The organism is Ruegeria sp. YTSC230 (assembly GCF_059609665.1).
Window position 1 is genome coordinate 758,999 of the sequence record NZ_JBXWMC010000001.1, and the last position, 25,593, is coordinate 784,591.

General features: G+C 57.3%; 21 protein-coding genes. 14 read left to right on the plus strand and 7 right to left on the minus strand.

The genetic code is table 11. The annotated features are described in order from the left end of the window. Positions 1-46 precede the first annotated feature (46 nt). Both AC2FD9_RS03690 and AC2FD9_RS03695 read right to left on the minus strand, forming a co-directional pair. Positions 47-1,948, minus strand: coding sequence for a multiheme c-type cytochrome (locus AC2FD9_RS03690; RefSeq protein WP_496835432.1), 1,902 nt, complete (start codon positions 1,946-1,948; stop codon positions 47-49). Next, on the minus strand, positions 1,945-2,811 hold the full coding sequence (locus AC2FD9_RS03695) for a YihY/virulence factor BrkB family protein (RefSeq protein WP_282168272.1): 867 nt from the start codon (positions 2,809-2,811) through the stop codon (positions 1,945-1,947). Before AC2FD9_RS03695 ends, AC2FD9_RS03690 begins: the two co-directional genes overlap by 4 nt. A gap of 178 nt (positions 2,812-2,989) precedes the next feature. On the opposite strand from AC2FD9_RS03695, the gene AC2FD9_RS03700 reads away from it, so the two are divergent. From AC2FD9_RS03700 to AC2FD9_RS03735, 8 genes are all read left to right on the plus strand, one after another. Next, positions 2,990-4,075 carry an AI-2E family transporter gene (locus tag AC2FD9_RS03700; protein ID WP_282168271.1) on the plus strand — a complete coding sequence of 362 codons (1,086 nt, stop codon included), beginning with the start codon at positions 2,990-2,992 and terminating at the stop codon, positions 4,073-4,075. Between the two features lie 3 nt (positions 4,076-4,078). Further along, complete coding sequence (locus AC2FD9_RS03705; RefSeq protein WP_496695561.1) at positions 4,079-5,191, plus strand: acetoin utilization protein AcuC; 1,113 nt, start codon at positions 4,079-4,081, stop codon at positions 5,189-5,191. A 108-nt stretch (positions 5,192-5,299) separates the two neighbouring features. After that, the gene (locus AC2FD9_RS03710) at positions 5,300-6,277 is read left to right on the plus strand and encodes an AAA family ATPase (protein ID WP_496835435.1); all 978 of its coding nucleotides are present in this window, start codon (positions 5,300-5,302) and stop codon (positions 6,275-6,277) included. 16 nt (positions 6,278-6,293) lie between these two features. Then, on the plus strand, positions 6,294-7,241 hold the full coding sequence (locus tag AC2FD9_RS03715; protein WP_496835436.1) for a DUF58 domain-containing protein: 948 nt from the start codon (positions 6,294-6,296) through the stop codon (positions 7,239-7,241). After that, positions 7,238-7,711: a DUF4381 domain-containing protein gene (locus AC2FD9_RS03720; protein WP_496835438.1), complete on the plus strand. Its 474-nt coding sequence runs from the start codon at positions 7,238-7,240 to the stop codon at positions 7,709-7,711. Before AC2FD9_RS03715 ends, AC2FD9_RS03720 begins: the two co-directional genes overlap by 4 nt. Before the next feature lie 53 nt (positions 7,712-7,764). After that, complete coding sequence (locus AC2FD9_RS03725) at positions 7,765-8,694, plus strand: VWA domain-containing protein (RefSeq protein WP_496835439.1); 930 nt, start codon at positions 7,765-7,767, stop codon at positions 8,692-8,694. Next, positions 8,691-10,196, plus strand: coding sequence for a VWA domain-containing protein (locus AC2FD9_RS03730; RefSeq protein WP_496835440.1), 1,506 nt, complete (start codon positions 8,691-8,693; stop codon positions 10,194-10,196). Before AC2FD9_RS03725 ends, AC2FD9_RS03730 begins: the two co-directional genes overlap by 4 nt. Then, positions 10,193-11,416: a hypothetical protein gene (locus AC2FD9_RS03735; RefSeq protein WP_496835441.1), complete on the plus strand. Its 1,224-nt coding sequence runs from the start codon at positions 10,193-10,195 to the stop codon at positions 11,414-11,416. Before AC2FD9_RS03730 ends, AC2FD9_RS03735 begins: the two co-directional genes overlap by 4 nt. Before the next feature lie 2 nt (positions 11,417-11,418). On the opposite strand, the gene AC2FD9_RS03740 is transcribed toward AC2FD9_RS03735, so the two are convergent. Further along, entirely contained in the window at positions 11,419-12,099 is a 681-nt protein-coding gene (locus AC2FD9_RS03740; RefSeq protein ID WP_496835442.1) for a Crp/Fnr family transcriptional regulator, read from the minus strand. A 194-nt stretch (positions 12,100-12,293) separates the two neighbouring features. Between AC2FD9_RS03740 and AC2FD9_RS03745 the strand changes: the two genes are divergently transcribed. The 3 genes from AC2FD9_RS03745 (at position 12,294) to cls (ending at position 16,424) form a co-directional block, all read left to right on the plus strand. Beyond that, positions 12,294-13,895, plus strand: coding sequence for an arylsulfatase (locus tag AC2FD9_RS03745; protein ID WP_496754125.1), 1,602 nt, complete (start codon positions 12,294-12,296; stop codon positions 13,893-13,895). A gap of 102 nt (positions 13,896-13,997) precedes the next feature. Next, positions 13,998-14,987, plus strand: coding sequence for an HAD family hydrolase (locus tag AC2FD9_RS03750; RefSeq protein ID WP_496835444.1), 990 nt, complete (start codon positions 13,998-14,000; stop codon positions 14,985-14,987). Positions 14,988-15,011: 24 nt separating this feature from the next. Continuing rightward, positions 15,012-16,424 (plus strand): cardiolipin synthase, encoded by a 1,413-nt coding sequence (gene cls, locus AC2FD9_RS03755; RefSeq protein ID WP_496754129.1) that lies wholly within the window; start codon positions 15,012-15,014, stop codon positions 16,422-16,424. Here cls and AC2FD9_RS03760 read toward each other — a convergent pair. After that, the gene (locus AC2FD9_RS03760; protein WP_109311846.1) at positions 16,421-16,855 is read right to left on the minus strand and encodes an ion channel; all 435 of its coding nucleotides are present in this window, start codon (positions 16,853-16,855) and stop codon (positions 16,421-16,423) included. The two genes, cls and AC2FD9_RS03760, sit on opposite strands and share 4 nt — an antisense overlap. Positions 16,856-17,025: 170 nt before the next feature. Here AC2FD9_RS03760 and AC2FD9_RS03765 point away from each other — a divergent pair, with 170 nt between their 5' ends. Genes AC2FD9_RS03765 through AC2FD9_RS03775 form a run of 3 tightly spaced genes read left to right on the plus strand, consistent with a single transcriptional unit; the run spans position 17,026 to position 21,114 of the window. Then, complete coding sequence (locus AC2FD9_RS03765) at positions 17,026-17,673, plus strand: ABC transporter ATP-binding protein (RefSeq protein ID WP_496835445.1); 648 nt, start codon at positions 17,026-17,028, stop codon at positions 17,671-17,673. After that, positions 17,670-20,084 (plus strand): ABC transporter permease, encoded by a 2,415-nt coding sequence (locus tag AC2FD9_RS03770; RefSeq protein ID WP_496835447.1) that lies wholly within the window; start codon positions 17,670-17,672, stop codon positions 20,082-20,084. Before AC2FD9_RS03765 ends, AC2FD9_RS03770 begins: the two co-directional genes overlap by 4 nt. Beyond that, positions 20,074-21,114, plus strand: coding sequence for a lipocalin-like domain-containing protein (locus AC2FD9_RS03775; protein WP_496835448.1), 1,041 nt, complete (start codon positions 20,074-20,076; stop codon positions 21,112-21,114). Before AC2FD9_RS03770 ends, AC2FD9_RS03775 begins: the two co-directional genes overlap by 11 nt. 14 nt (positions 21,115-21,128) lie before the next feature. Here the strand turns inward: AC2FD9_RS03775 and AC2FD9_RS03780 are convergent, their stop codons facing one another. The 3 genes from AC2FD9_RS03780 to AC2FD9_RS03790 all read right to left on the minus strand — a co-directional run bounded on the left by AC2FD9_RS03780 (position 21,129) and on the right by AC2FD9_RS03790 (position 25,237). Continuing rightward, positions 21,129-21,560, minus strand: coding sequence for a universal stress protein (locus AC2FD9_RS03780; RefSeq protein ID WP_058271716.1), 432 nt, complete (start codon positions 21,558-21,560; stop codon positions 21,129-21,131). Next, positions 21,557-24,166: a TRAP transporter permease gene (locus AC2FD9_RS03785; protein ID WP_472723826.1), complete on the minus strand. Its 2,610-nt coding sequence runs from the start codon at positions 24,164-24,166 to the stop codon at positions 21,557-21,559. The genes AC2FD9_RS03780 and AC2FD9_RS03785 overlap by 4 nt, the downstream gene beginning before the upstream one ends. A gap of 102 nt (positions 24,167-24,268) precedes the next feature. Then, the gene (locus tag AC2FD9_RS03790; RefSeq protein WP_058271718.1) at positions 24,269-25,237 is read right to left on the minus strand and encodes a TAXI family TRAP transporter solute-binding subunit; all 969 of its coding nucleotides are present in this window, start codon (positions 25,235-25,237) and stop codon (positions 24,269-24,271) included. Between the last annotated feature and the right edge of the window lie 356 nt (positions 25,238-25,593).

The following is a 25,593-nucleotide window of genomic DNA, read 5'->3' on the forward strand; positions in this document are numbered from 1 at the left end:
AAAATTTGCCGGGAAAATGACGGAAACCGGGCCAAGCCGTGCCGTTTCAGCGGCCCAGTTGCTGCTTCAACTGCAAAAGGTTTGGGTCCTCTGGGATGATCTCTAACCCCTGCTCCAGAACATCGCGTGCGGCCTGAGGCCCACGATTGATCTGCGCCAGCTGCACCAGCATTGGCCATGCTTCGGCGCGTTGCGGGTCAAGGGTAACCACCTCTTGAAACGCCCGCTCAGCCGCTAGCGCATTGCGGAACGTTAGGGCCATCCCGCCAAGCACAAGATGCGTTTCAGGAAAATCCAGTCGGTTGGAAATCGCCGACTGCCACTCGGACATGCCCTGCCCCGACAATTGCTGTTGTTCCGCAGTCAGGGCCTGAGGCGGAATGTTCAGAAACTCTTTTGCCGCCGAAATGCGGACGTTTCTCAACGGGTCGGACAGCAGCGGCTCAAGCCGTTGAACTTGATCGGGCAAACTGGCCTGACGCTGCAGCGGAGCCGCATTTGCCCGAACCAAAGCGTCTTCGTCCACCAACAGCTCTGCAGTTCTGGCCGCCACATCTGCGGACCCAAAAGATTGCAGCAGATAGGCAGCCGTGGCGCGCACGATGCCGGGTTGCTTAGGGTCGGTTGCGATGTCCAGTAGCTCGTCTGGCCCATCCGCACGACCAAGCGTTGCTGCTTGAAAGGCCGATCCAAAATGCGGTTCTCGATGCGCGCTGTCAGGAAACCAGCCTTCGATCTGTTGGGCGGCCCATGTCTGATCCTGATCCGAATGGCAATCCGTACAGGCATCCTGCCCCAGCCCCAAATCGGGACGAGGTACACGGAAACTGTGATCGCGCCTGCCGTCGACACCCATATAGACACGCTCGATCATATGGCAGGACTTGCACTGCGCACCCTCGCTATTCTCTGGGTGATTGTGATGTTCCGGCACGTCGTACTCTTTGGCAGCCAGGGTTGGAAACTTGGGATTCGCGGCAGGCGAGTGACACTGCGTACACACCCCGTTTCCATCTGCCCTCAGACCTGCGCTATGCGGCTCGTGACAATCCATGCAACCCACGCCGCGGTCATACATCTTGGATTGCAGGAACGAGCCGTACACATAGACTTCATCCAAAATCTGACCGTCCGGGTGGTACAATCCCGGACGCAGGACCGCCAGATTGTAGGCGTCATGATAGGGCGTTCCGGGCAGCGGGTTGCCATCTCCATGCGCCTCACGACGGGAATGACACCCGGCGCATTGCTGAATCTCGGCCTCGGTCTGGCCTTTACCCCAATCCATCAGGAACCCGGTGTCGCCAAGACCCTGCGGCAGGCTTTGCCCCCCGACCCACTCGATATGCGCAGAACCCGGGCCATGGCAGCTTTCGCACCCTACGCCGATCTCGGCCTGTACCGAGTCGTATGTTCTGGTTTCAGCGTTGTACTGTTTCTCAAAACCGGTCGCATGACATTCCGCACACCGCGCATTCCAGTTCTTGTAGGGTCCGGTCCAGTGCAACCCGTCGTCAGGGGGTAAGTCCTGATCGGGATAGAGGTGAAACCACTGCTTGTTTTCGGTATCCCAAACAACATCAAAGCTCTGTAACCGGCCGGGTTCTGTTTCGAACAAGTATTGCTGCAACGGCTCAATGCCGACGACGGAATGTACGCCGTATTCGGTGCTCACCCCGTCTTTTTCCGTGACTTTTGCGCTCAGCTCGTCTTCGGTGTCGGTGAATTCCACTGTCATTCCGTCATGGTCGAACCGCGTTCCGTCAAAATCGGCAACTACAGCCCCGTCTTCAACCTCGGTCCAGGCCAGCGCGTGGTGGGAATTGGACCATGCCGCCGCCTCGTCCTTGTGGCAATCGGCACATTGATCCGACCCAACATAGGCTGGAGCCTGGCCAAAGGCGGCCACAGGAACAAACAGCCCGACACACAACGCCAGAAATTTCACTGAGAACCCCGATCCTGATTGTCTTCCAGATCCATCAAAGCGCCGTTGTACTCGGCGCCAAGGATCAGAATTGCCGCGCACAGGTACAAAAAGATCAGCGCCGCCATGACGCCAGCCAAACCTGCATACGTGGCGCTGTAGCTGGCGAATTGCGCGATGTAGATCGAGAACCCCCACCCGCCGGCCGCCCACAAGGCCAACGTCAGAACAACGCCCGGCAGAATTTGCATCAGCTTGTGCCGCCGCGTCGGCAGGATCAGATGTGCTAACAGGACAGTGCCAGCCGGAACCGCAACCGTGAAGGTCCAGCGCAACCTGTCCACCGACAACCAGTCCGACACGTTCACATCAGTCTTTTCGCTTACCAATTGAGTGTATGCGGGCAAAACAACTTCGACCGCGGCAATGGCCAAAATGGCAACGCCACCAACGATCACGAGCCCCAGGCACAGCAATCGGGTTTTCCAGAACGGCCAGACGTCCCTGTCGTGATATGCTTGGTTCATGGCCGCGCGAACCGCCAGGACACCGTTTGAGGCAAAGAAGATCGCTAACAGACCACCCAGCGTTATAACGCCCGAGCCGGATTCCTGCAGGACGGCCCGCAATTCAGCCACGATTGGCCCCGCGACGTCTTTGGGCCACGCCCCGAACACAAGCTCGATCAGTTCATCGGTGACATAGCCCTGGGACAACGACCCCGCCAAAGCCACTGTGAACAACACAAATGGAAACAAGGCCATCATCAGAGACATGGCGACGTGGCTGCTCATCACGAACCCGTTTTTGTTGTTGAACCGCACTACGGCCAGCCACAGGGCTTGAACCGGTCTACCAACGAAAGGAATCACACGTGCGCTCATGCGCTCAGCCTAACCCGCCTCTCCTTTGCTCTGAAATGGCAAATCCCTTCAGAACGTAAATTATCTCGCCCAAATATTTGGGCACATTGCAGAATCTCGCCCAGCGGTGCAGGATCATCTTCCAGAGCGACCACCAATCGTTGTAACGTGCCACGCGGCATCACAGGCGGGCTAAGCAATGACTTTGGAACCTGATCAGAACACGGGCAGCCCGCGACTGAGGCTATCGGTTGTCCGGGACACGACAATTGTTGCCACATTGATTGTGCTGGGACTTTACGCGGGCTCAGCATTCTTGATCCCGCTGACTATGGCTTTGTTAATCAATGTTTTGATTATCGCGCTGAGCGACCGGGTAATCTCAATGGCGCGGGTGCCCGTGTGGTTGGCCAACATCGCCGCTGTTACAGTTGTTTTGGCTGGCTTGTTCGTGATCATGTACATCCTCGGCAGTCAGGCGACGCAGTTCGCCCGATCCATCAGCACGTATGAAACCCAATTCGACGGCGCCGTGAACCGGGTCACGGGGCTGGTTGGCAATGACGTCACCACGTTTATCCGTGACAATCTGGTCAGTATCGACATGTCCTATGTCGCGCGCGTGTTGCTCAGCAGTGCAACATCGTTGCTGAACCAGTTTTTCCTGATCAGCCTGTACGTGGCCTTCCTGATGGCCGAGCGTCTGGCGTTTCGCAAAAAGATACAACTGGCGGCGGGCAATCCCGAAACCGGGGCGGAATTCACCACAATTCTGGATGCGATCACCGACAGCCTGCAGCGCTATGTCGGGGTAAAAACCTTCATCAGCCTGGTCACGGCGGGCATCAGTTACTCGGTCTTCAAGGCGCTTGGGCTTGAATACGCCGAAACATGGGCCGTGCTGACTTTTGCGCTGAACTTCATCCCGTCTATCGGTTCGATCATCGCCGTAATCTTTCCGGCCATGATTGCCCTCGTTCAATATGAAACGATCGGGCCTTTCCTGATCATCGTGTTCGGTTGCGGCACCATCCAGTTTCTGATCGGCAATTTTGTTGACCCTGCCTTGCTGGGCCGGTCGCTGAACATGTCTACGTTTCTGGTGATCCTCGCGCTAACGTTCTGGACAACCGTTTGGGGGCTGATCGGTGCATTCCTGAGTGTTCCTTTGACTGTCTGCATTCTGATCATCTTCAGCCACATTCCTGCCCTTAGGCCAGTGGCTATTCTGATGTCTCTTGATGGCCGCCTTGGTGATGACAACGCACCCGCACGGACCCAATAATCTGTGCAAAACCCGATCTTCATAGGGTCCGAGATCTATCGCCATTCGACCTATGGTTCAAAACACCCGCTGGCTATCCCGCGCGTCTCCACCGTCATGGACCTGTGCCGCGCGCTGGGCTGGATCAATTCGGAAAATTACAGGGTCAGCCCCCGCGCAAAACCCGGCGCGCTGCACCGCTTTCACACGCCGGACTACATAGATGCGCTGCAGGCCGCGGAAAGAGCTCAAAGCGTCTCGGATGATGTACGCTCGACCTATGCGCTGGGCACGCTGTCCAACCCGGTATTCCCAGAGATGTACAGACGCCCCGCCACTGCGGCCGGAGGATCAATGTTGGGCGCTGAACTGATCCGCGATGGCGGCATCGTTTACAACCCTGCGGGCGGAACACATCACGGCCTGCCCGACCGTGCCAATGGGTTTTGTTATCTGAACGACCCGGTTTTGGCGATCCTGACACTGTTGCGAATGGGCCTGGACCGGATTGTCTACGTCGATATCGACGCCCATCACTGCGACGGGGTCGAGGCCGCCTTTCAGGGTTTGGAAACGGTTCGGATGATTTCCATTCATGAAGGCCGACGGTGGCCGTTCACCGGCAAGCTTGATGATGATGCAGGCGGCGCGGCGTTTAACCTTCCGGTGTCCAGAAACCTCAACGATGATGAATTTGGCGCCATTCTCGACCAGCTGATCCTGCCCGCGGCTGAGGCCTTCAAACCGCAAGCCCTTGTCCTGCAATGCGGCGCCGATGCGGTTGCCGAGGACCCGCTGTCGCGCCTGGCGCTGTCCAACAATTCTCACTGGAAAGCCGTCGCCGCACTGAAAGGTCTTGCGCCCCGCGTTCTGGTCCTGGGCGGAGGCGGTTATAACCCGTGGTCAGTTGGCCGCTTGTGGACTGGTGTTTGGGCCACCTTGAACGACTTCGACATCCCCGAAATGCTGGAGGCGGACGCGCAAGCCATCCTCGACGCATTGACCTGGAACCGGGCAGCTGGCCGAAATCCTCCGATTCACTGGCTTCGAACGCTGCGCGACGCGCCAAATCACGGACCTATCCGACCAGAACTGAAGGAAGATTTGCGCCGACTGACCGCGCGGATTTCACAGTAGATCGGCGAAATAAAGGCTGCTAACATACCGCTGTTACGACACATTTTCTAATTTCCGCACAAAATCACAAAGTCAGTTTGGAAAATTGACGTCGATTGGACCCACCAAATGAATGCACTTAATCAGATAAATGATCTCAAAGCCCGAATGGGACAATCCATTATCGGACAGACTGACGTGATCGACCGCCTTCTGATCGGGATGTTGGCCAACGGAAACTTGCTGATCGAAGGGCTTCCCGGTTTGGCCAAGACCCGCGCGGTCAAGGCAATGGCCCGCAACCTGGATGCACGTTTCAGCCGGATTCAGTTCACTCCGGATCTGCTGCCATCGGACGTCACCGGGACCGAGGTGTTTCAGCAGACCGATGACGGTGGCACATTCCGGTTCGAGCCAGGCCCCATCTTCGCCAATATCGTTCTCGCGGACGAGATCAACCGCGCCCCCGCCAAAGTTCAGGCTGCGTTGCTTGAAGCGATGGAGGAACGGCAGGTAACCGTCTCAGGAACCACACATAAAATGGAACCGCTGTTTATTGTGATGGCGACCCAGAACCCGATTGAACAGGAAGGCACCTATCCATTGCCCGAAGCGCAAATGGACCGGTTCCTGATGCATGTTCAGATCACCTACCCGCCGGTCGAGGATGAGGTTGAGGTGATCCGTTTGGTCCGAGGCGAAGAAATCGCTGCGGGCAAAGGCGCATCCAAGGAAACACCGCCGGCAATCCCTCGGGACGCTGTATTTGCGGCACGGGCCGAAATCGGCCAGATCCACGTATCCGACGCAATGGACCGCTACATGGCCGATCTGGTGCAGGCCACGAGAACGCCCGGCGCGCTCAGTGAAAAACTGGCCAGCTGGATCGACATCGGTGCCAGCCCGCGCGCCTCGCTTGCCTTGGACAAATGCGGTCGCGCGCATGCCTGGATGAACCAGCGCGATTATGTCGACCCGGCAGATATTCGCGCCATCGCACATGATGTATTCCGCCACCGCATCACCCTGAGCTTCGAGGCACAAGGCAGCGCCAAATCTGCGGATGATGTGATTTCGGAAATCCTGCAGCTTGTTGCGCTGCCCTGAATCAAAGGAACGCCGCGTGTCCCAGACCGCCGCATATCCCGACGACCCACGCATACACGTTGATGCGGACCACCTTTTAAAGCTGGGTTCAAAGTCCCGCGCGATCAGCCTGCTGCCCCGCCAACCTGCCCATTCGATCCTAAACGGCCGGCATGCCTCACGCTTGCGCGGGCGCGGTCTGAATTTTGAAGAACTGCGTAACTACTTGCCCGGGGATGACATCCGTACCATCGACTGGAAAGTGACCGCGCGCACCGGAGAGCCCCATGTTAGGGTCTATACCGAGGAACGCGACCGCCCCGCCCTTTTACTTGTGGACCAGCGCGTTTCGATGTTTTTCGGCACGCAAGTCTACATGAAATCGGTCATCGCGGCCGAAGCCGCGGCGATCTCTGCACACCGGGTGCTGGGGCAAGGCGACCGGGTCGGCGGGATCGTCTTTGGCGATTCCGATGTGGCAGAACACCGACCCCAACGCCGACCCGCTGCCCTGACACGGTTCCTGTCATCCGTGGGCGCGCTGAATTCAAACCTACGCGCAACGTTGCGGGATGAGCCAACCGTGGCGTTGAATGATGTGCTGAAGCAGGCCGCGCGGATCGCGAATACCAATACTTTGGTGTGCGTCTTTTCCGATTTCGATGGGCTGAATGAGGTGTCAGAGAAACTACTTAGCAGACTTTCTGCCTCGAATGATCTGATATTGTTCAATATTTCTGATCCCAGTTCGCGTGAACTTACCCCGAACCTTCGGCTTACGGTGTCCGATGGCGACCGCCAGATTGAACTCGACAGCTCGGACCCCGATTTGTCGCACCGAATAAGAACAGCGCTGGAAGATCGACTTGCCCAGCTACAGACGTGGTCGCGCCGCTATGGATTTCCCGTAGTACCGCTGACCACGGCGGAGCCGACGCTCGACCAGTTGCTCAAGCTATTTGGTCATCCCGGAGGCCGAAGATGAGCGTCGATGTCGAAGGCAAATCACTGGTTGACCTGCTGGACATGCTGGAACCTGCCCCGGTGCCCGAGCCTATTTCCATGATGCCGCAGACCTGGGGATGGGGCGTTTTGGCCTTAATCCTTGCTGGGATTATCATCCTTGGCGTTTACGCCTTTCTTCGCCACCGACAGTTTAATGCATACCGACGTGAAGCGTTGATCGAATTGGCCGCGTCAGACAACAACGCCGCAAAGATAGCCGAAATACTCCGCCGCACGGCTCTGATCGCGTATCCACGTCGGACAGTCGCTGCATTGCATGGAGAAGAATGGACCAACTTCCTAAACCAAACCTCTGATAATGTTACCTTTACTGATGGCGCTGGCCGCCAACTTGTGGAAGCTCCATACAGAGATGTAAAAGCCGATCCTGATCTGGAAATCCTCGCGCGAAATTGGATCAAGTCCCATAAGCGGGAAAGGACAGCGTGATGTTCTCCTTTGCCGCGCCTTGGGTTTTCCTCCTGCTCCCGTTGCCATTTTTAGTGTATCGACTTGCCCCACCGTATCGCGAAAAAAGCAGCTCGATCCGTATCCCATTCTTTCGCCATGTCGCACTGGCCGCTGGGGTTGAACCCAAGTCAGGATCCGTCATTCCCCACCGAGCACGGTTTCAGGCCGCCGCAATCGCATTGATCTGGCTTTTTCTAGTGGCTGCCATGGCCCGCCCGGAAAAACTTGGTGAACCATTGGTTATCGAAAAGTCGGCGCGCGACGTGGTGCTTGCCTTGGACATTTCAGGATCAATGGACCAGCGGGACTTCACAACAACGGACGGCGCTCCAAAGCAACGACTGGCCGCGGTTAAGGATGTGCTGCGTCAATTTATTGCCGAACGCCAAGGCGACCGGATGGCTTTGATCATCTTTGGTACTCAGGCCTTTGTTCAAGCCCCTTTCACCGAAGATCTGAACAGTTTGAATGGGTTCCTGGATCAAACTCAAGTTGGCATGGCCGGTCCCAATACCGCGTTGGGGGATGCAATTGGTCTGGGCATACGCACCTTTGACTCCAGCGAGGTCGACCAGCGCCTGATGATCGTTTTAAGCGACGGGGCGGATACGTCCAGCCGCATGACGCCGGTAAACGCCGCAGCAATCGCGGCCGAGAAAGGCGTCGTCATCTACACGATCGGCGTTGGTGATCCAGACGCCTCGGGCGAGGACCGGGTGGATCTGGATGCCTTGAAGGACATTGCAGACCGTACGGGCGGCGAATACTTTTTTGCAGACGACGAAGAGGCATTGGCTGACACATACGCACGCATTGACGAACTCAATCCCCGCGTCGTGGAAACACAAAGCTATAGACCACGTGAAAGCCTTGCACATTACCCGCTTGCGTTGGCATTGCTGACAATGCTCGTCACTATGACCGGTCAACTTGTAATCCAGCGGCGCCGAGGTGCAGCATGAGCGACGCGTTGGCGGATTTCCATTTCTTGCGAGCCTCTTGGCTGCTGTTCCTCATCCCTATTGCGATACTCTGGTGGGTGATGCGGCCCAAACCCAATTCGCACTCCCAATCCATAACCGGCATCGCGCCGCACCTTGCCGCCGCCCTGACCCTGGGGGCAGAAAACAAGAAGCGTGTGTACCCGATAGACGTCGCGATGATCGCAGCAATCTTTGTCACCTTAGCCGCGGCCGGACCGACATGGTCACGGGCCCCGAACCCTTTGGTCGCGGACACGGCACCGCTGGTAATAGCACTGAAGGTCACGGACAGTATGGAGGACCCGGACCTGCCACCATCCCGGCTGGATCGGGCCAAGTTCAAAGTGACTGATCTTATCAATGCGCGTGTCGGAGCACAGACGGCGTTGATTGCCTACGCCGGAACCCCACACAGCGTTGCGCCCCTGACCGAAGACGCCAACATCCTGCGCCCGCTTTTGGAGGGCCTCGCGCCAGCAGTCATGCCAAAACAAGGGGATGCAGCCGCAGATGCACTGACCCTTGCCGAAACGATCCTGAACGACAGTGATACACCCGGCGCAGTTTTGTTTGTTCTGGACGATCTGGACCCGTCTCAACTCTCTGCTTTTGAGAACACGACCGTACCGGTGTTTTTTCTGACAATGCTGCCGAACGGTCAAAACATCGCTCAGTTAAACGACCTGAGGACCGCGACGGTCGTGCCGTTCTCTAACGATGAACGTGATATCAATCGCTTAGAGCGTCAAATTCAATCCGCTTACACTGCGGCGCTGGACGACGATGATCGATTGGACTGGCAGGACAGAGGGTGGATGTTGGCCTGGCCCGCCGCGTTTTTGTCGTTGCTTTGGTTCCGGCGCGGTTGGGTGATCCGTTTGTTGTTGCTGGCTGTGATTTTTGGGGCTCCATCAGGACCCGCAAAAGCCGATGGTTGGCGAGATTGGTTCCTGACCCCGGATCAACAGGGGCAGATTGCGATGAGCCAGAAACGCTACGCTCAGGCGGCAGAGCTGTTTGGAGACCCATATCACAAGGGGTATGCGCAGCTGAAAGCAGGTCAGTACGCCGAAGCCGCGGCAGTCTTTGCCGAACTGGACACACCCGAGGCCGCCTTTTCCGAGGGAATGGCGCGCATTCGAAACCGCGAGTACAGGCCGGCCATAGCAGCGTTTGAAACAGCTTTGGAGCGTCGACCAGACTGGTCCGAAGCGCAGCACAACCTGGAAGTTTCCAAAGCCATCCTCGACTTCGTTGAAACAACTCGGGAGCAGTCGGACACAGGCGAAGAAGCGGGCATCGGGGCCGATGACACAGTCTTTGACAATGAAGCCGGGCGCGGCGAGGACACGACCATTCAGGCCCCGACCGAAGGTGCGCAGGCTATGTCTGCCGATCAGTGGATCAGCACGATCGACACAGATATGCAGGACTTTCTGCGAAATCGATTCCTGTTGGAAAATCAGGAGCAGCAGCAATGAGATACCTCATATTCCTCATGCTGTTTTTCCCGCTACAACTGGGGGCGCAGACAGGTGTTCAACCGCAGGTCACAGCCGAGGCACCTACCGATCCGGTTACTGTCGGGCAACCGGCAATCGTACGGATAAAGGTACTTGTCCCCACATTCATGCCGTCCCCGCCGGTGTTTCCGTCGCTCGAACAAGAGAACCTGCTTGTTCGCCTGCCTGAGCGTGCTTCCGGCCCAATCAGCGAAACTGTGGATGGCGAGACCTGGTCCGGTGTTCAACGCAGCTACCGTCTGTATCCGCTTCAGGCTGGGCCGATTGAATTCGGCAAGCAAGAGGTTGTGGTGACCTTTGCCGATCCCGAAACGAATGCTCCAACGACGGTCAGTGTTCCCTTGCCCGAAATGGCCTTGAACGCCGTTGTACCAGAGGGCGCTCGCGATTTGGACCCGCTGATCCTGGCCACGGGGTTCACGGTCGACCAGCAGATCGACGGATCAACCGAAATGGAAAACGGGGGTGCCATCACTCGACGCCTGACTGCCAAAATTACCGGCACGACGCCCCTTCTGGTGCCTGAATTGATCCCCGACATGCAGGACGCGCTTCTGAGCGCCTATCCGAAAGAGCCGCGTTTTACCGAACGCGAGGACCGGGGTGTTCTGTCTGGCCAGCGCGTTGATGAGATCGTCTATCTTGCGCAACAAGGTGGCCAGACCCAACTGCAGCCTATCACGATCCGGTGGTACAATCTGGACACCAATCAGGTTGAGAAAATTGATGTCGACGCGGTTGATCTAACGCTTGCTCCACCGAAGTGGCAGCCACCGGATGCGGATACGATTTTCAGGTTGCTTGCCTTGGCGGCCGCGTTGACGCTGGTTCTGTGGGCTCTGGCGCGGTTCCTTGGTCCGCGTGTCACAAGTTTGAAACAGGCGCGGCACGACAAATACCAAAGATCCTCTGACTATGCGCTGTATGCGTTGACTAAAGCCTTGCAAACGCGTGATTTATCAAAGTCTTATTCTGCCTTAGAGATGTGGAAACTGCGCAGCGACACCCCCGACAAGGCAATTGGTCTGGAAAACCAACTGGCTATGATCGGGGCCGCAAGATACTCATCCCGCACCGGCTCAAGCCCCAAGAATTGGGCTGCGGCATTGTCCGAACTCAAGGGTATGAAACAGGCGAAACACCGCGCTCGGAACCCGTTACCGCCGCTTAACCCGTAAGGTCAGCACTGGCAGGCGGCGATCAACTTGCGCCTATCCTTAAGCCGTACGCGGCCATACCCAAGCTCGATCAATCCCAGCTCGGCCAGGTTGTGCAGTTTACGGTGCAATGTCGGCAGCGATACGGCCACCATTTCGGCCAGTTCATCCTGTGACACGACGATCCACCCATCGGATTTTGAGGCCCCTTCATCCAGGTGCAAAAGGCGCAGAACCAACCGTTTTTCCGCTCCGGTCACTGCCAGATTTGCCATGATGCGCAGCGCAGTTTGCATGTTCTCATGCGATAAAGCATAGAAATCTCGAACATATTCGGGATTGTCACGAACAAGTCGGTCCAGGCGCCGAGACGGAAAAAACAATGCTCGCGTTTTCTGTGTCGCAACAACACTTACCAGTCGGTTGGACTCGGCTAACAACGCAAGATCACCGATCCAGAACCCGCCACCCTGCCTGTGGACAACGAAGTCCTGCCCGTCATCCGCAGGTGCAGTGATTTGAACGGAACCCTCTAGAACCGCAAAGACCCCGTTGGCGGGATCTCCGTAGTTATACAGCGCCTCACCCTCATCGAAAGATTTTGCGACCCCACATGCAAGCAAATCCGATTGAAAGCTTGCGCCTCGCGCCCCGAACCACCCTGAGGCAAGCAGTACCTGTCGGTCACGCGGATTTTCAAACATTAGTATTCATCAATCTCATCATATGATAGGTTTCCGAGCATTGTCATAGCCTAAGGTAAGGCTATTCGATTCTCGACGTAATGTGAATTTTTCCTACCGGGAATCAATACGTTGTTGGCGGAAAAGATAGTCGCCGCCATCAATTACTTTTAGATCAACGGATCATTAAGATCCGGCCAATTCAGGAGTAGACCATGTCACCACCCCTATTGATTACAGATAGTTGGCGCGGCACATTGCGCAAATTCGCCGTAGCTACTGTCGCGGTTGCGCTGGCCCTGCCCGCCTGGGCCCAGGATCAAAAGCCCAATATTCTTGTGATCTGGGGCGACGACATCGGACAATCCAATATCTCGGCCTATACGATGGGCCTGATGGGATACCAAACGCCGAACATCGACCGCGTCGCGAATGAGGGCATGATATTCACCGACTATTATGGTGAGCAATCCTGCACCGCCGGTCGATCATCTTATATCATGGGCCAATCGGTATTCCGCACGGGCCTGTCAAAGGTCGGTCTGCCGGGTGCAAAAGAAGGTATGCAGGTCGAGGACCCGACCATTGCCGGTCTCCTGAAAGCTCACGGCTATGCAACAGGTCAATTTGGTAAAAACCACCTGGGCGATCGGGACGAAATGCTTCCGACCAATCATGGTTTCGATGAGTTTTTCGGCAATCTCTATCACTTGAATGCAGAGGAAGAGCCCGAGAACGAAGACTATCCCCAAAACGCTGAATTCCGCGAGCGGTTCGGTCCGCGTGGGGTCATCAAATCCAGTTCCGATGGCATGATCGAAGACACCGGCCCGCTTACCAAAAAGCGGATGGAAACCGTGGATGACGAAACAGTTGCGGCCGCGCTCGACTTCATCACGCGCAAAACCGAAGAAGGCGTACCGTGGTTTGTCTGGTGGTCGGGCACTCGGATGCATTTCCGTACGCATGTCAAAGACGAAATGCGTACAAAGGCTGACGAAATTGCCGGCAAGCATATGGACGAGTACCAAGCGGGTATGATCGAGCATGACATGCACATCGGTCAATTCCTTGCTCTGCTGGATGAACTGGGGATCGCAGACAATACCATCGTTCATTATTCCACCGACAATGGCCCTCATATGAACACTTGGCCAGATGCGGCCATGACGCCGTTCCGGGGTGAAAAGAACACCAACTACGAAGGTGGGTGGCGCGTGCCATCCATGGTACGTTGGCCCGGTAACATTGAGGCCGGTTCGGTCAGCAATGAAATCATGCATCACATGGATTGGTTGCCAACTTATCTGGCGGTCGCCGGAAATCCGGACATCAAGGAGCAACTTCTGGAAGGGATCACCGTTGCCGAAGTGGGCGGCGGACGAGACTACAAAGTGCATCTCGATGGATACAATTTCCTGCCATACCTGACCGGTGAGGCCGAAGAAGGCCCACGGCACGAGATTTTCTACTTCTCGGATGATGGTGATTTGACTGCGCTGCGCTATGACGATTGGAAGGCCGTGTTCCTCGAGCACCGCTATCCGCAGACTCTGCGCGCCTGGGCCGAACCCTGGACCGAACTGCGCATTCCATTGCTGTTCAACCTGCGCCGCGATCCCTACGAGCGGGCCAATATCACCTCGAACACCTATTGGGACTGGTACATTGACCGAGTCTACCTGCTGTTGCCAGCGGCTGAATATGTAGGCCAGTTCCTTGATACTTTCGAAGAGTTCCCACCGCGGCAGAAGCCCGGTAGCTTTACGATTGGCGATGCCAAGGACAAGATCTTCAGTCAGGTTGGATCGAAGTAAAACCGAAAAAGCAGAACCCGCAGTACCCATCTGGCACTGCGGGTTTTTTTGATTTGTTTGCAGCATTTTTATTGCCGCAAGATGCGTCAAAGGTAATGAACCATGACACGAACACTCTCTGCTCTTGCTGTGGCAGTCGCTCTGAACAGTTTCGGAAATTTCACCGCGTCAGCGGACCCGCTGCCCTCTTGGGCGGAATCGGATTCGCGGGACCGCATTATCGAGTTTGTCGCCGCCGTGACCGACCCACAGCGCCCTGAATACGTGACGCCGGCAGAAAGGATCGCCGTTTTCGACAATGACGGCACGCTTTGGGCCGAACAGCCTGTGTATTTTCAACTGATCTTTGCTATGGACCGGCTGGCTCAGATGGCCGGTGATGACCCTTCGATCCTGACTACGCCCGTTTTGCAGGCCGCTGCGACAGGCGATCTGAAGACGGTCGCGGAAGGTGGTCATGATGCCTTGATCGAGGTGTTGAATGCCTCTCATTCCGGCGTCACGGTCGACGAGTTCCAAAGCGCCGTCGCCGACTGGCTGGAAACCGCTCGGCACCCGGAAACAGAGCTGCCCTATGACCAGATGACCTATCAGCCGATGGTCGAGTTACTGCGGTATCTGCGAGACGAAGGGTTCAAGACCTACATCGTCTCAGGCGGTGGGGTGCACTTTATGCGCGTCTTCGCCGAAGACGCCTATGGCATTCCGCCCGAACAGATTCTGGGTACATACATGGACACCACTTATGACAGCGCGGACGGTGGACCGGTCATTACCAAAGCTGATGGCATCGCTTTTGTGGACGACAAGGAAGGCAAACCGATCAACATTGAGCGGACGATCGGTAGACGCCCGATTCTGGCTGGGGGAAATTCGGATGGCGACTTTGCCATGTTGGAATGGACCACCGCAGGCGATGGGCCACGGTTGGGTGTTTTGATTCACCATACCGATGCAGAACGTGAATGGGCCTATGACCGGGAAAGCCCAATCGGCAAACTTGTCGATGGACTGGACAAAGGGCCAGACATGGGTTGGGTGATTGTAGATATGGCGCAAGACTGGTCGCGCATCTACACTGGGGCGAACTGAACCACCACGGAGCCCGATAACCCTATGTGGACACTGCTTGTTTCCGCCTTCGTCTTTGCGCTTTACACAACAGCAGTATTCTTTTCTGTGCGCGCGGCCCAAACCGCGCGGACACCTCAGGGCGCGGTCGGTTGGGTGGTCTTTCTGATCTCGGCCCCGATGTTTGGCGTGCCGCTTTACCTGTTTTTGGGACACCATAGATTTCGGGGCTACCGTATCGCGCGCAAGGAAAGCCAGCGCGTGGTTCAGGGGATCAAGACCTTCGCCGACTACTCAACCCCCGATGCCGACAAATTGCTTATCAACCCCAAACCGTTCGAGGCGCTGGCGCATATGCCCGTGTCGCGCGGCAACGGGGCAGAGTTGCTGGTGGATGGGCAGACCACCTTTGATGCGATTTTTGAGGCCATCGACGCGGCCAAGACTTACGTTCTGATCCAGTTCTACATCGTACGCGCCGATGCGTTGGGTCAGAAACTGAAAGACAAGCTGATCGAAGCAGCCAAACGCGGTGTCAGCGTCCGGTTCATGATGGATGCCGTAGGCAGCTACGCCCTACCCAAGGACTACATCGAAGAGATGCGCGAGGCCGGTATCGCCGTTTCGGATCCACATGAACAACGCGGACCAAAATTCCGTTTCCAGTTGAACTACCGCAACCACCGCAAAACCGTTGTTATCGATGGCGAAACGGGATTCATCGGTGGTCACAACATCGGGGTCGAGTATCTGGGCCAGGACCCGCATTTCGGACATTGGCGCGATACCCATGTCAGGTTGACCGGTCACATTGTCCGGCAATTGCAGTTGATCTTTATCGAAGACTGGCATTGGGCGCATGAAGAAGATCTGATCGACCAATTGGATTGGGCCGGGTCCGAGGCGGACCAGGACATCAATGCGCTGCTGGTCGCGACAGGCCCCGGCGATGAAACCGAAACCGGGTCGATGATGTTCTTCGCCGCCATCACTGAGGCACGAAACCGGATCTGGATCGCATCGCCGTATTTCGTACCCGACATCGATATCATGACCGCCCTGAAACACGCGGCTTTGCGCGGTGTCGATGTGCGCATTCTTGTTCCAGATGTCATTGATCACCGCTTGCCGTGGCTGGCGGCTTTTGCCTATTTTGATGAAGTTCGCGCCTGTGGTGCACAAGTCCTGCGCTATACGGACGGGTTCATGCATCAAAAGGTCTTCGTTGTGGATGACTCACTGGCCGCAGTAGGCACGACCAATCTGGACAATCGATCATTTCGGTTGAATTTCGAGGCAATGGCCCTGTTCTTTGATCCCCAGACCACAGCCGCAGTCGATGCGATGCTGCAAAAAGACTTTGCCAAAAGCTATGAGCTGACGCGCTATCTGGAACAGCAACCAGTGCACATACGCCTCGGCGCTCCGCTGGCGCGATTATTCTCACCCATCCTTTAGGCCATGAACCTTTCCTGAAACACCCGGGTCATAAGGGCGACCATGTAGGCCGTGGACAACCCAAAGGCCAACAGGCCTGTAACTGCAGCAAAAGTACCGAAAATCCGCAGGTCTTCGCCCAAGACGATGTCGCCGTAGCCAAGCGTTGTGAAGGAAACCAGCGAGAAATACAGCGCCGTGTTCCAGTCGGGCAATACATCGCCGAACACCCAGACGATGGCCCAAATCCAGACCTGAATGGTGTGGGTCGCGACGATAAAGGCCAGCGCGGTAGCAATTGGTCCGGCCGTTGCCAAAATTGCACCTCTGGCTTCCCAACGCTCGATCAGCCTGTTGATGGCCAGCGTGCACATTGTCAGAAGAAAGATTTCGACCAGAAAGCAAAGCCCGAGAAACGTGCTGCCCCAAAGGATCTGCTGTGACAAGGTCATGTTTTCGCATCCTGAATAGTACCGACGACAGATCGCCTCACAATGACCTGCACTTCCGGCTGAGACAACCCGATCACCCATGTTCATAGTGCGGCGAAAGGAACCTATGGCGCGTCAACGCTGGACAGTTGGCGAAACTGTTGCAAATCCTTGTAAAAATGAGGGCGAACATGCTTGTGACATTTGACAAGGTTCAAAAATCCTATCCCGGTGGTCGGCCGGTCCTGCGCGACGTGTCATTGTCGCTGGATCGCGGCCAAACGCTAGCCCTGACCGGCGAAAGCGGCAGCGGTAAAAGCACCCTGCTGAACCTCGCTGCCGCATTGGACACTGTGGACAGCGGGGAAATCACACTGGACGGCGTAGCCCTGTCGCAACTGGATGATCCGGGCCGGGCCGCCCTGCGCCGCACGTCCTTATCGCTGGTGTTTCAGCAATTTAACTTGATCCCATCTTTGACAGCAGGTCAAAACCTGTCGTTTCATGCCCGGTTGGCCGGATGCCACGACCCCGATTGGTGCGCCCATCTGGCCCAGCGGCTGGGCCTTTCCGATCTGCTTGATCGATATCCCGAGAACCTGTCGGGCGGACAACAACAGCGCGTTGCCATCGGTCGTGCCATGGCCGCCCGGCCCAAATTGCTACTGGCGGATGAACCTACGGGAAACCTGGACGAAACCGCCAGCGCCACCGTTCTTGACCTTATGTTGGCTCTTGTTGCGGATACCGGGGCCGCGCTGCTTTTGGTCACCCATTCGCACGAGATTGCGGCCCGTTTGGATCGGCGTGTGCATCTGTCTGGCGGGCTTATCGCATGACGCTGACCGTCATTCAGGCGCTGGCCTCTCATTGGCGGGCACACCGGCTGCAACTGGCGACCCTGCTGATCGGCCTGGCCCTTGCAACCGGTCTTTGGTCGGCGGTGCAGGCCATCAATGCCGAGGCCCGCGCCAGTTATGATCGTGCCGCCGATCAACTGGCACTGGGTCGGTTTGACGAATTGCACAACCCCGCCGGTCCAATCCCCCTGTCGCGTTACGTCGAGCTGAGGCGCGCGGGCTGGCAGGTTGCTGCGGTACTGGAAGGCCCATTGCGGGTTCAGGGTCAGACATTACGGGTCCTTGGCGTTGATATGGTGGCCTATCCCGCCCTGCCCGCCGTCACGCAGATGGAACAAAGCGTCACGCCACCCGACCCTGCCGATATGTTGACCGCGCCGGGGCGATTGCTGACGACCCCGGTTTTGGAGCCGCTATTGGCCGGCCAGACAGGTTTGCCTCCGATCCTGATCAGCGATGCCTTACCGCCCGATCTGATCCTGACCGACATCGGTGTGGCCGAGACGTTACTGAAGAAGTCGGGAGAGATTTCGCACCTGATCATTTTGCCGGATCAGCCCGGTTCAATTCCACCGCTGTCGACTATTGCCCCCGAACTGGAGCGGGTCCCGGCACAGGAACAACTGGATACCGCACAACTGACCGACAGTTTTCACCTGAACCTGTCCGCCTTTGGCCTGCTGTCCTTTGCGGTGGGTCTGTTCATCGTGCACGGAACCGTGGGCCTGGCCTTTGCCCAACGGCGCGGCATGATCCGAACCTTGCGCGCTTTGGGTGTTTCGATGCGACGGCTGGTTTGGCTGATCATGGCTGAGCTTTCCGTGCTGGCGATTGTCGGCGGAATACTCGGTTTGGTGCTTGGCTTTTTCCTCGCAGGCGCGCTGTTGCCGGATGTGGCTGCAAGTTTGCGCGGACTTTACGGCGCACCTGTCAGCGGCCAGATCTCATTGCAACCACAATGGGCACTGTCCGGGTTGGCGATGGCCTTGGGTGGCACTTTTCTGGCCAGCGGACACGCCTTGTATCGCCTATCGCGAATGCCGATTCTAAGCGGCGCAGGCTTACAGGCCTGGCGCAGCGCGGCCTCGGGTAGCTGGGTCGTCGCCCTTGCTGGTGTCGCCGCTATTGTCGGGGGCATTCTGGCCCTGTTGTTGTTCGGCGGGTTGGTCGCCGGCTTCGTCATGGTGGCCGGGTTGTTGGTCGGGTCCGCGTTGGTATTGCCCTATGCCTTGTCGCGCGTCCTGATCCTGTTTCAGCGTTCGGCGAAAGGGCCAATAGCCCAATGGGTCTGGTCGGACATGCGCGCCCAACTGCCCGGCCTGTCCCTGGCGCTGATGGCCCTGTTGCTGGCGCTTGCCGCGAATATTGGCGTGGGCACGATGGTTTCCAGCTTTCGGTTGACCTTTACCGGCTGGCTGGATCAGCGCCTGACATCCGAACTCTACGTTACGGCTGCCACCGATCAGCAGGGTCGGAACATTGCAGAATGGCTGAACCCGCAGGTAGATGCCATCCTGCCGATCCGAAGCGTTGAACTGGCGAAATCGTCGGGGCCTCTGTTTCTCTATGGTATCATCGACGATCAGACTTATCGTGAGAAATGGCCGCTTATCAGTTCTTCGAAACGTGTTTGGGACCGGGTCCACGACGGAACCGCTGTGCTGATCAACGAACAACTTGCCCGCCGGGAAAACCTTTGGCCCGGAGATACTCTGGCCATCACATCCGCTGACACATTGACCATCGCAGGTGTCTATTCGGACTATGGCAACCCAACCGGTCAGGCCATCGTTTCCATGGCCCAACTTGATCAGATCGCGCCCGGCGCTGAGGCGCGCCGGTTTGGCATTCGTGTCGCACCTGATCGGGCCACAGATCTGGCCCAGGCCCTGCGCAACCAGTTCGACCTGCCCCGCCGAGCAGTCGTCCAGCAAGCCGCAATGAAGGCGCAATCCATGCAGGTGTTCGAAAAGACATTCGTTGTGACCTCTGCCTTGAACATCCTGACGCTGGGGGTTGCAGGGTTCGCCATTCTGACCAGTCTGCTGACATTGTGGACCCAGCGCCTGCCCCAGATTGCTCCCATCTGGGCACTTGGCCTGACCCGTGCAGAACTGGCCCGGCTTGAGCTTTTGCGCAGCGTGCTGCTGGCCGCTTTGACCGCCTTGCTGGCTCTGCCGCTGGGGTTGGCTTTGGCGTGGACCTTGCTGACGGTCATCAACGTCGAAGCGTTTGGCTGGAGGCTGCCGATGTACCTGTTCCCTGTCGACTGGGTCTATCTGTTGGGTCTGACCCTGCTTGCGGCAACCGTTGCCGCGGCCCTGCCTGCCGCCCGTTTGCTGCGCCTGCCGCCTGCGGATCTACTGAAGGTGTTTGCCAATGAACGTTAGGATCTGGCTGATCGTCTTGCTGCTGGCCGTGCCGGGCATTGCCCGCGCACAGGGATACGCAGGCCTGGGCGGTTCGGCTGAAGGGTTCACTGTGCCCCAGCCGGAGTATGCGTTTCAATTCCCGCAGGATCATGGCCCCCACCCGGACTACCGGATCGAGTGGTGGTATCTGACAGCAAACCTGAAAGGTGAAGACGGGCGTGATTATGGTATCCAGTGGACGCTGTTTCGGTCGGCCCTGAAACCGCATGAGGTCGAGGGGTGGCAAAGTCCGCAGATATGGATGGGCCATGCTGCGGTGACCACGCCCGACAAACACTATTTTGCGGAGCGTCTGTCGCGCGGCGGCATCGGTCAGGCAGGGGTTACGGCAGCGCCATTCGAGGCGTGGATCGACGAATGGCACATGCGCGGGTCAGACCCAAACGTGGTCAGCCTTTCTGCGAACGGCGCGGATTTCGGCTATGACCTAAAACTCGAAGCCAACGGGCCGTTCGTGTTTCACGGCGAGGACGGATATTCGGTGAAATCCGGCGACGGGCAAGCCAGCTATTACTATTCCCAGCCGTTTTACGAGGTACAAGGCGTTTTGCGGCTGCCAGATGGCGACGTGGCGGTCAACGGGCAAGGCTGGCTGGACCGCGAATGGTCATCACAACCTTTGGCCGCAGATCAAAGCGGCTGGGATTGGTTCTCGCTCAGCTTTGACGATGGCGACAAGATGATGGCTTTTCGGTTACGCGGCGACCGAGGTGATTTCACCGCGGCAACGTGGATCGCCGCCGATGGTACGACGACTGCGATCCCCGATGGTTCGGTCGCGTTCGAGCCGCTGACGACCGCGCCCGTTGCTGGCCGCGACGTACCTGTCAGATGGCGCGTCACATTGCCTGACCGGGATTTGGACGTCGAGGTATCAGCGCTGACACCCAACGCGTGGATGGCCACCCGGTTTGAATACTGGGAAGGTCCCGTCCAGATCAGCGGTAGCCATTCCGGACGGGGATATCTTGAGATGACCGGGTACTGATCCGCCCAATTTTCTTAGCGCACCACGTAGACAGAGACGTCTGAATGCCGCACGACCCGTGCAGCATTCGGGCCCAGCAGATAATCTTTCAAGTCGGGTTTGTGCGCACCGATCACGATCAGATCGCTACCAGCACTGTCCGCAGTTTTCAGGATTTCCTGATAGGCAGTACCCGTCGCGACCACGTGGCGGATCTTTTCATTCCGATCCGCCCCCAGTGTGGACACACACATCTCGGCCAGTTTGGTATGTGCCTCTTCCAGAGCCTTGTCGTGAAAATCACTTTCGAAAAAGCCAGACACCCAGCTTTCTCCGAAATCCGGCAGGACCGTCACCACATCCAGTTGAGCACCTTCCTGATCGGCCAGCTTCGCAGCTTTCTTCAGGACATGCGTATCAAGATCGCCGTTGCTGATATCGACGGCACAGAGAACAGCGTTTGTCATGCGGTCACCTCTTGTCTGGCGGCACGGCCGCGCTGAAGGAAAGCGATCAGTCCCAGCAAGAGCATTGCCGGAATGTAGATCAACTGCTTCGGTGGCTGGCTGGCTGGCAAGCTGACCGAGGTCAGGCGCACGGCCTCATCTCCGTAGTAATCGAAGATATCCAGATCATCCGCGACCGGAGTTCCGAACAGCGGCTCTTCCAGTTTGACCAGGCCGTCTTCTTCAAGCAGCAGCAGGCCCATCGCGTCGACACGCGCTTGCCCACCCTCTTCGCTGCCAACGGGAACGACAACCGTGGTGTCCGTCATCTCAAGCGTGTCAAAGTCCGGCCCGCTGATGACCATACGCACCTCGGTACCCGGAGGCGTTTCGCCGATGGTTTCCACAAAAGCAGCAGGCTCGACCGAGGTAAACGGCGGCGCGATGCGGTTCATGAAGAAGTCGGGCCTGAACAGCGCGAACGCCACCAAGATCAGTGCGATGCTTTCATAGATCCGGCTGCGGGTCAGGAAATAGCCCATTGTGCCGGCCGTGAAGACGAGAATGGCGATTGTCGCAAATATCGCCACCGTTATCCCCTCGACCCACGTCACATCAATCAGCAGCAGGTCCGTGTTGAAGATGAACACGAACGGCAAGGCCACGGTGCGCAGGCTGTAAAAGAACGCGATGAACCCGGTTTTGATTGCGTCACCACCGGATACTGCAGCGGCCGCAAAGCTCGCCAACCCAACCGGCGGGGTCACGTCTGCCATGATCCCAAAGTAAAAGACGAACAGGTGCACTGCGATCAGCGGCACGATAAGTCCGCTTTGCGCACCCAACTCAACAACCACGCCAGCCATCAGCGAACTGACCACAATATAGTTTGCGGTGGTCGGCAGGCCCATGCCCAGGATCAGGCTCAGCAGGCCGACCATAATCAACATCAGGATCAGGTTGCCGCCTGACAGGAACTCAACCAAGTCGGCCATCACTTGTCCGACACCCGTCAGGGTCACAGTGCCCACGATGACGCCGGCTGTTGCCGTGGCCAGCGCGATACCAATCATGTTCCGCGCGCCGTCGATCATGCCCTGCCAAAGGTCAGCGACACCATCAATGAACGTGTTGTAGACGTTGCTTTGCCCGCGGAATATCGCCTTGAGCGGCTTCTGCGTCAGCAGGATCACGAAGAGAAGCGTCGTGGCCCAGAAAGCCGACAGACCCGGTGACTTCTGCTCGATCATCAAGAAGTAGACCAGCACGATAATCGGCAACAGGTAGTGCAGCCCAGCTTTGTAGATGTCGGCAATGACCGGCAAGGTCACTTCTTTGGCGTTTGGATCGTCCGGCTCAAGATCCGGCACCTGAGCGGCCAGATACAGCAATGCCACATAGATGGCACAGATGATCAGGCTGAGGACCAGCCCAGCCGATGACGGCACCCAGTTTGTCACCGCTTCGACCGGGAATTGAGAACCGTAGCACAGCCCGGCAAAGACCAGGAAGAAGGACAACATACCGACAACTGTGCGCGCCAGCTTTACGTCGCGGTCGCCCAGCGTGGGCATGTTCCGCTTCACAGCCTCAAGGTGCACGATGTAGACCAGCGCGATGTAGGAAATCGCGGCAGGCAGGAAGGCGTGGGTGATCACCTCGACATATGAGATGCCCACATATTCGACCATCAGGAAGGCCGCGGCCCCCATCACCGGGGGCATGATTTGCCCGTTCACGGATGAGGCAACCTCGACCGATCCGGCTTGTTCGCTGCTGAACCCAACACGCTTCATCAGCGGTATGGTGAATGTACCCGTTGTCACAACGTTGGCGATGGAAGAACCCGAGATCAGGCCGGTCGCGGCCGAACCCACGACGGCCGCCTTGGCAGGACCACCACGCAGGTGCCCCAAGGCACCGAAAGCCATCTTGATAAAGTAGTTCCCTGCCCCGGCCTTATCCAGCAAGGCCCCGAACAGAACGAACAGGAAAACGAATTTGGTCGAAACCCCAAGCGCGATGCCAAACACGCCCTCGGACGTGATCCACATATGGCTCATCGCCTTTTTCAGGCTTGCGCCTTTCCAGCGAATAACCTCGGGAACCCAATCAGAGGATCCGAAAAACACATATACCAGAAAGATCGTCGCAATGATCGCCATTGCGGGGCCAAGCGCACGACGCGCGGCCTCGAACAACAACAGCAGACCAACCAGGGCGACCCATTTGTCGGTGTCATCCGCAAGACCGCCTGCATCGACGATCTTGTTGTAAAAGAAATAGCCATACAGCGCGACAAACGCGCCCAGCAGCCCCATTATCCAATCCTGAACCGGGATATAGTTGCGCGGGCTTGATTTCAGCGCCGGATAGGCTGCAAAGGCCAGAAACAACGCAAAGGCCAGGTGAAACTGCCGCGCGTTGTTCACAACGCTGCCGGGCAGCACATAGTTCGCAAGTGGCGAGGCCAGGACGACCTGAAAGATCGACCAGATCGCGGCCACCACGGCCAGGAATATCCCGACATTACCGACCGGATTACGTCCACCCGCATCGGATGAGGCCACAAGATCCTGTAGCTCTTCTTCGGATAGCGGACGATTGGATTGTGTGTCGGAACTCATGAAATGTCTCCCCGTCGCGGCCATTTTTGGCCTTCTGAACCACCCGATTTGTTCGGGTTTTGGTTGCAGGGCGCCCGTTGGGCACCCTGCTTTAGGTCTGGCTTACTGAACCCAGCCTTTTTCTTTGTAGTACTTCTCAGCACCCGGATGCAGCGGAGCCGACAGGCCATCTGCAATCATCTCTTCGGGCTTGAGGTTGGCAAACGCAGGGTGCAGCTTTTTGAAGTCGTCGAAGTTTTCAAAGACCGAGCTGACAACCGCATAAACCGCGTCATCCGACACGTCTGCCGAGGTCACGAAGGTCGCGCCAACACCAAAGGTCGAGGTGTCGCCATCCGAACCACGGTACATGCCACCGGGGATCGTCGCAGTGCGGTAGAACGAGTTGTCGTCAACCAGCTTGCTGACGGCGTCGCCGCTGACGTTCACCAGAACCGAGTCACAGGCTGTAGTCGCTTCCTGGATCGAGCCCGACGGGTGACCAACGGTGTAAACCATCGCGTCGATCTGGTTGTCACACAGAGCCGCCGACTGTTCAGCCGCTTTCAGCTCGGTCGCCAGTTCGAAATCGTCGGTGGTCCAACCCATTTCGCCCAGCAGGACTTCCATCGTGCCGCGCTGACCGGAACCGGGGTTACCGATGTTGACGCGCTTGCCCTTCAGGTCCTCGAAGTTGGTGATGCCGGAATCGGCACGTGCAACAACGGTGAACGGTTCGGGGTGTACCGAGAAGACGGCGCGCAGGTTTTCAAAGGGGCCAGCCTCTTCGAATTTCGAGCTGCCGTTATACGCGTGGTACTGCCAGTCCGACTGGGCAACACCAAACTCCAGCTCGCCTTCGCGAATTGTGTTGATGTTGTAGACCGAACCACCAGTCGACTCGACCGAGCAACGCACGCCGTGCTCTTTGCGGCCTTTGTTCACCAGACGGCAGATCGCACCACCGGTCGGATAGTAAACGCCGGTCACGCCGCCGGTACCAATGGTGATAAACTCTTCTGCATAAGCGGCCGGAGCCATAAGAGCAGCGGTAACGACCGCGCCCAGGCTAAGCTTGCTGCTATTTTTCATTTTTGAGAACTCCCAACTCTTATTGTGGATGAGAGACAGTTCAGCGGCCCCCATCCAGGGACCTTGCCGGTACGGCAAGCGAACCCGTCTTGCAACGGGTCAAGCATCTGAAATTTAAAAGTCTCCCAACGCCTTTGACGTTTCATTCAGACACTCCGCTTGTCAACCCCTGCGCGGGGTATGAAGGCCCCGATCCGCAGATGTGAGGAGATTTCCGAAAGTTTCCCCCTTTAACGGGGCGGTTTCGCACAGACCGGCGCCACTGGGCCGGATCATGAACAACCGTGCCAGCTAAATATCCAAAAACACTTTGAAAGTTTGGATTCCGCAACCTAGGTTTGACCTAACGACCCGAT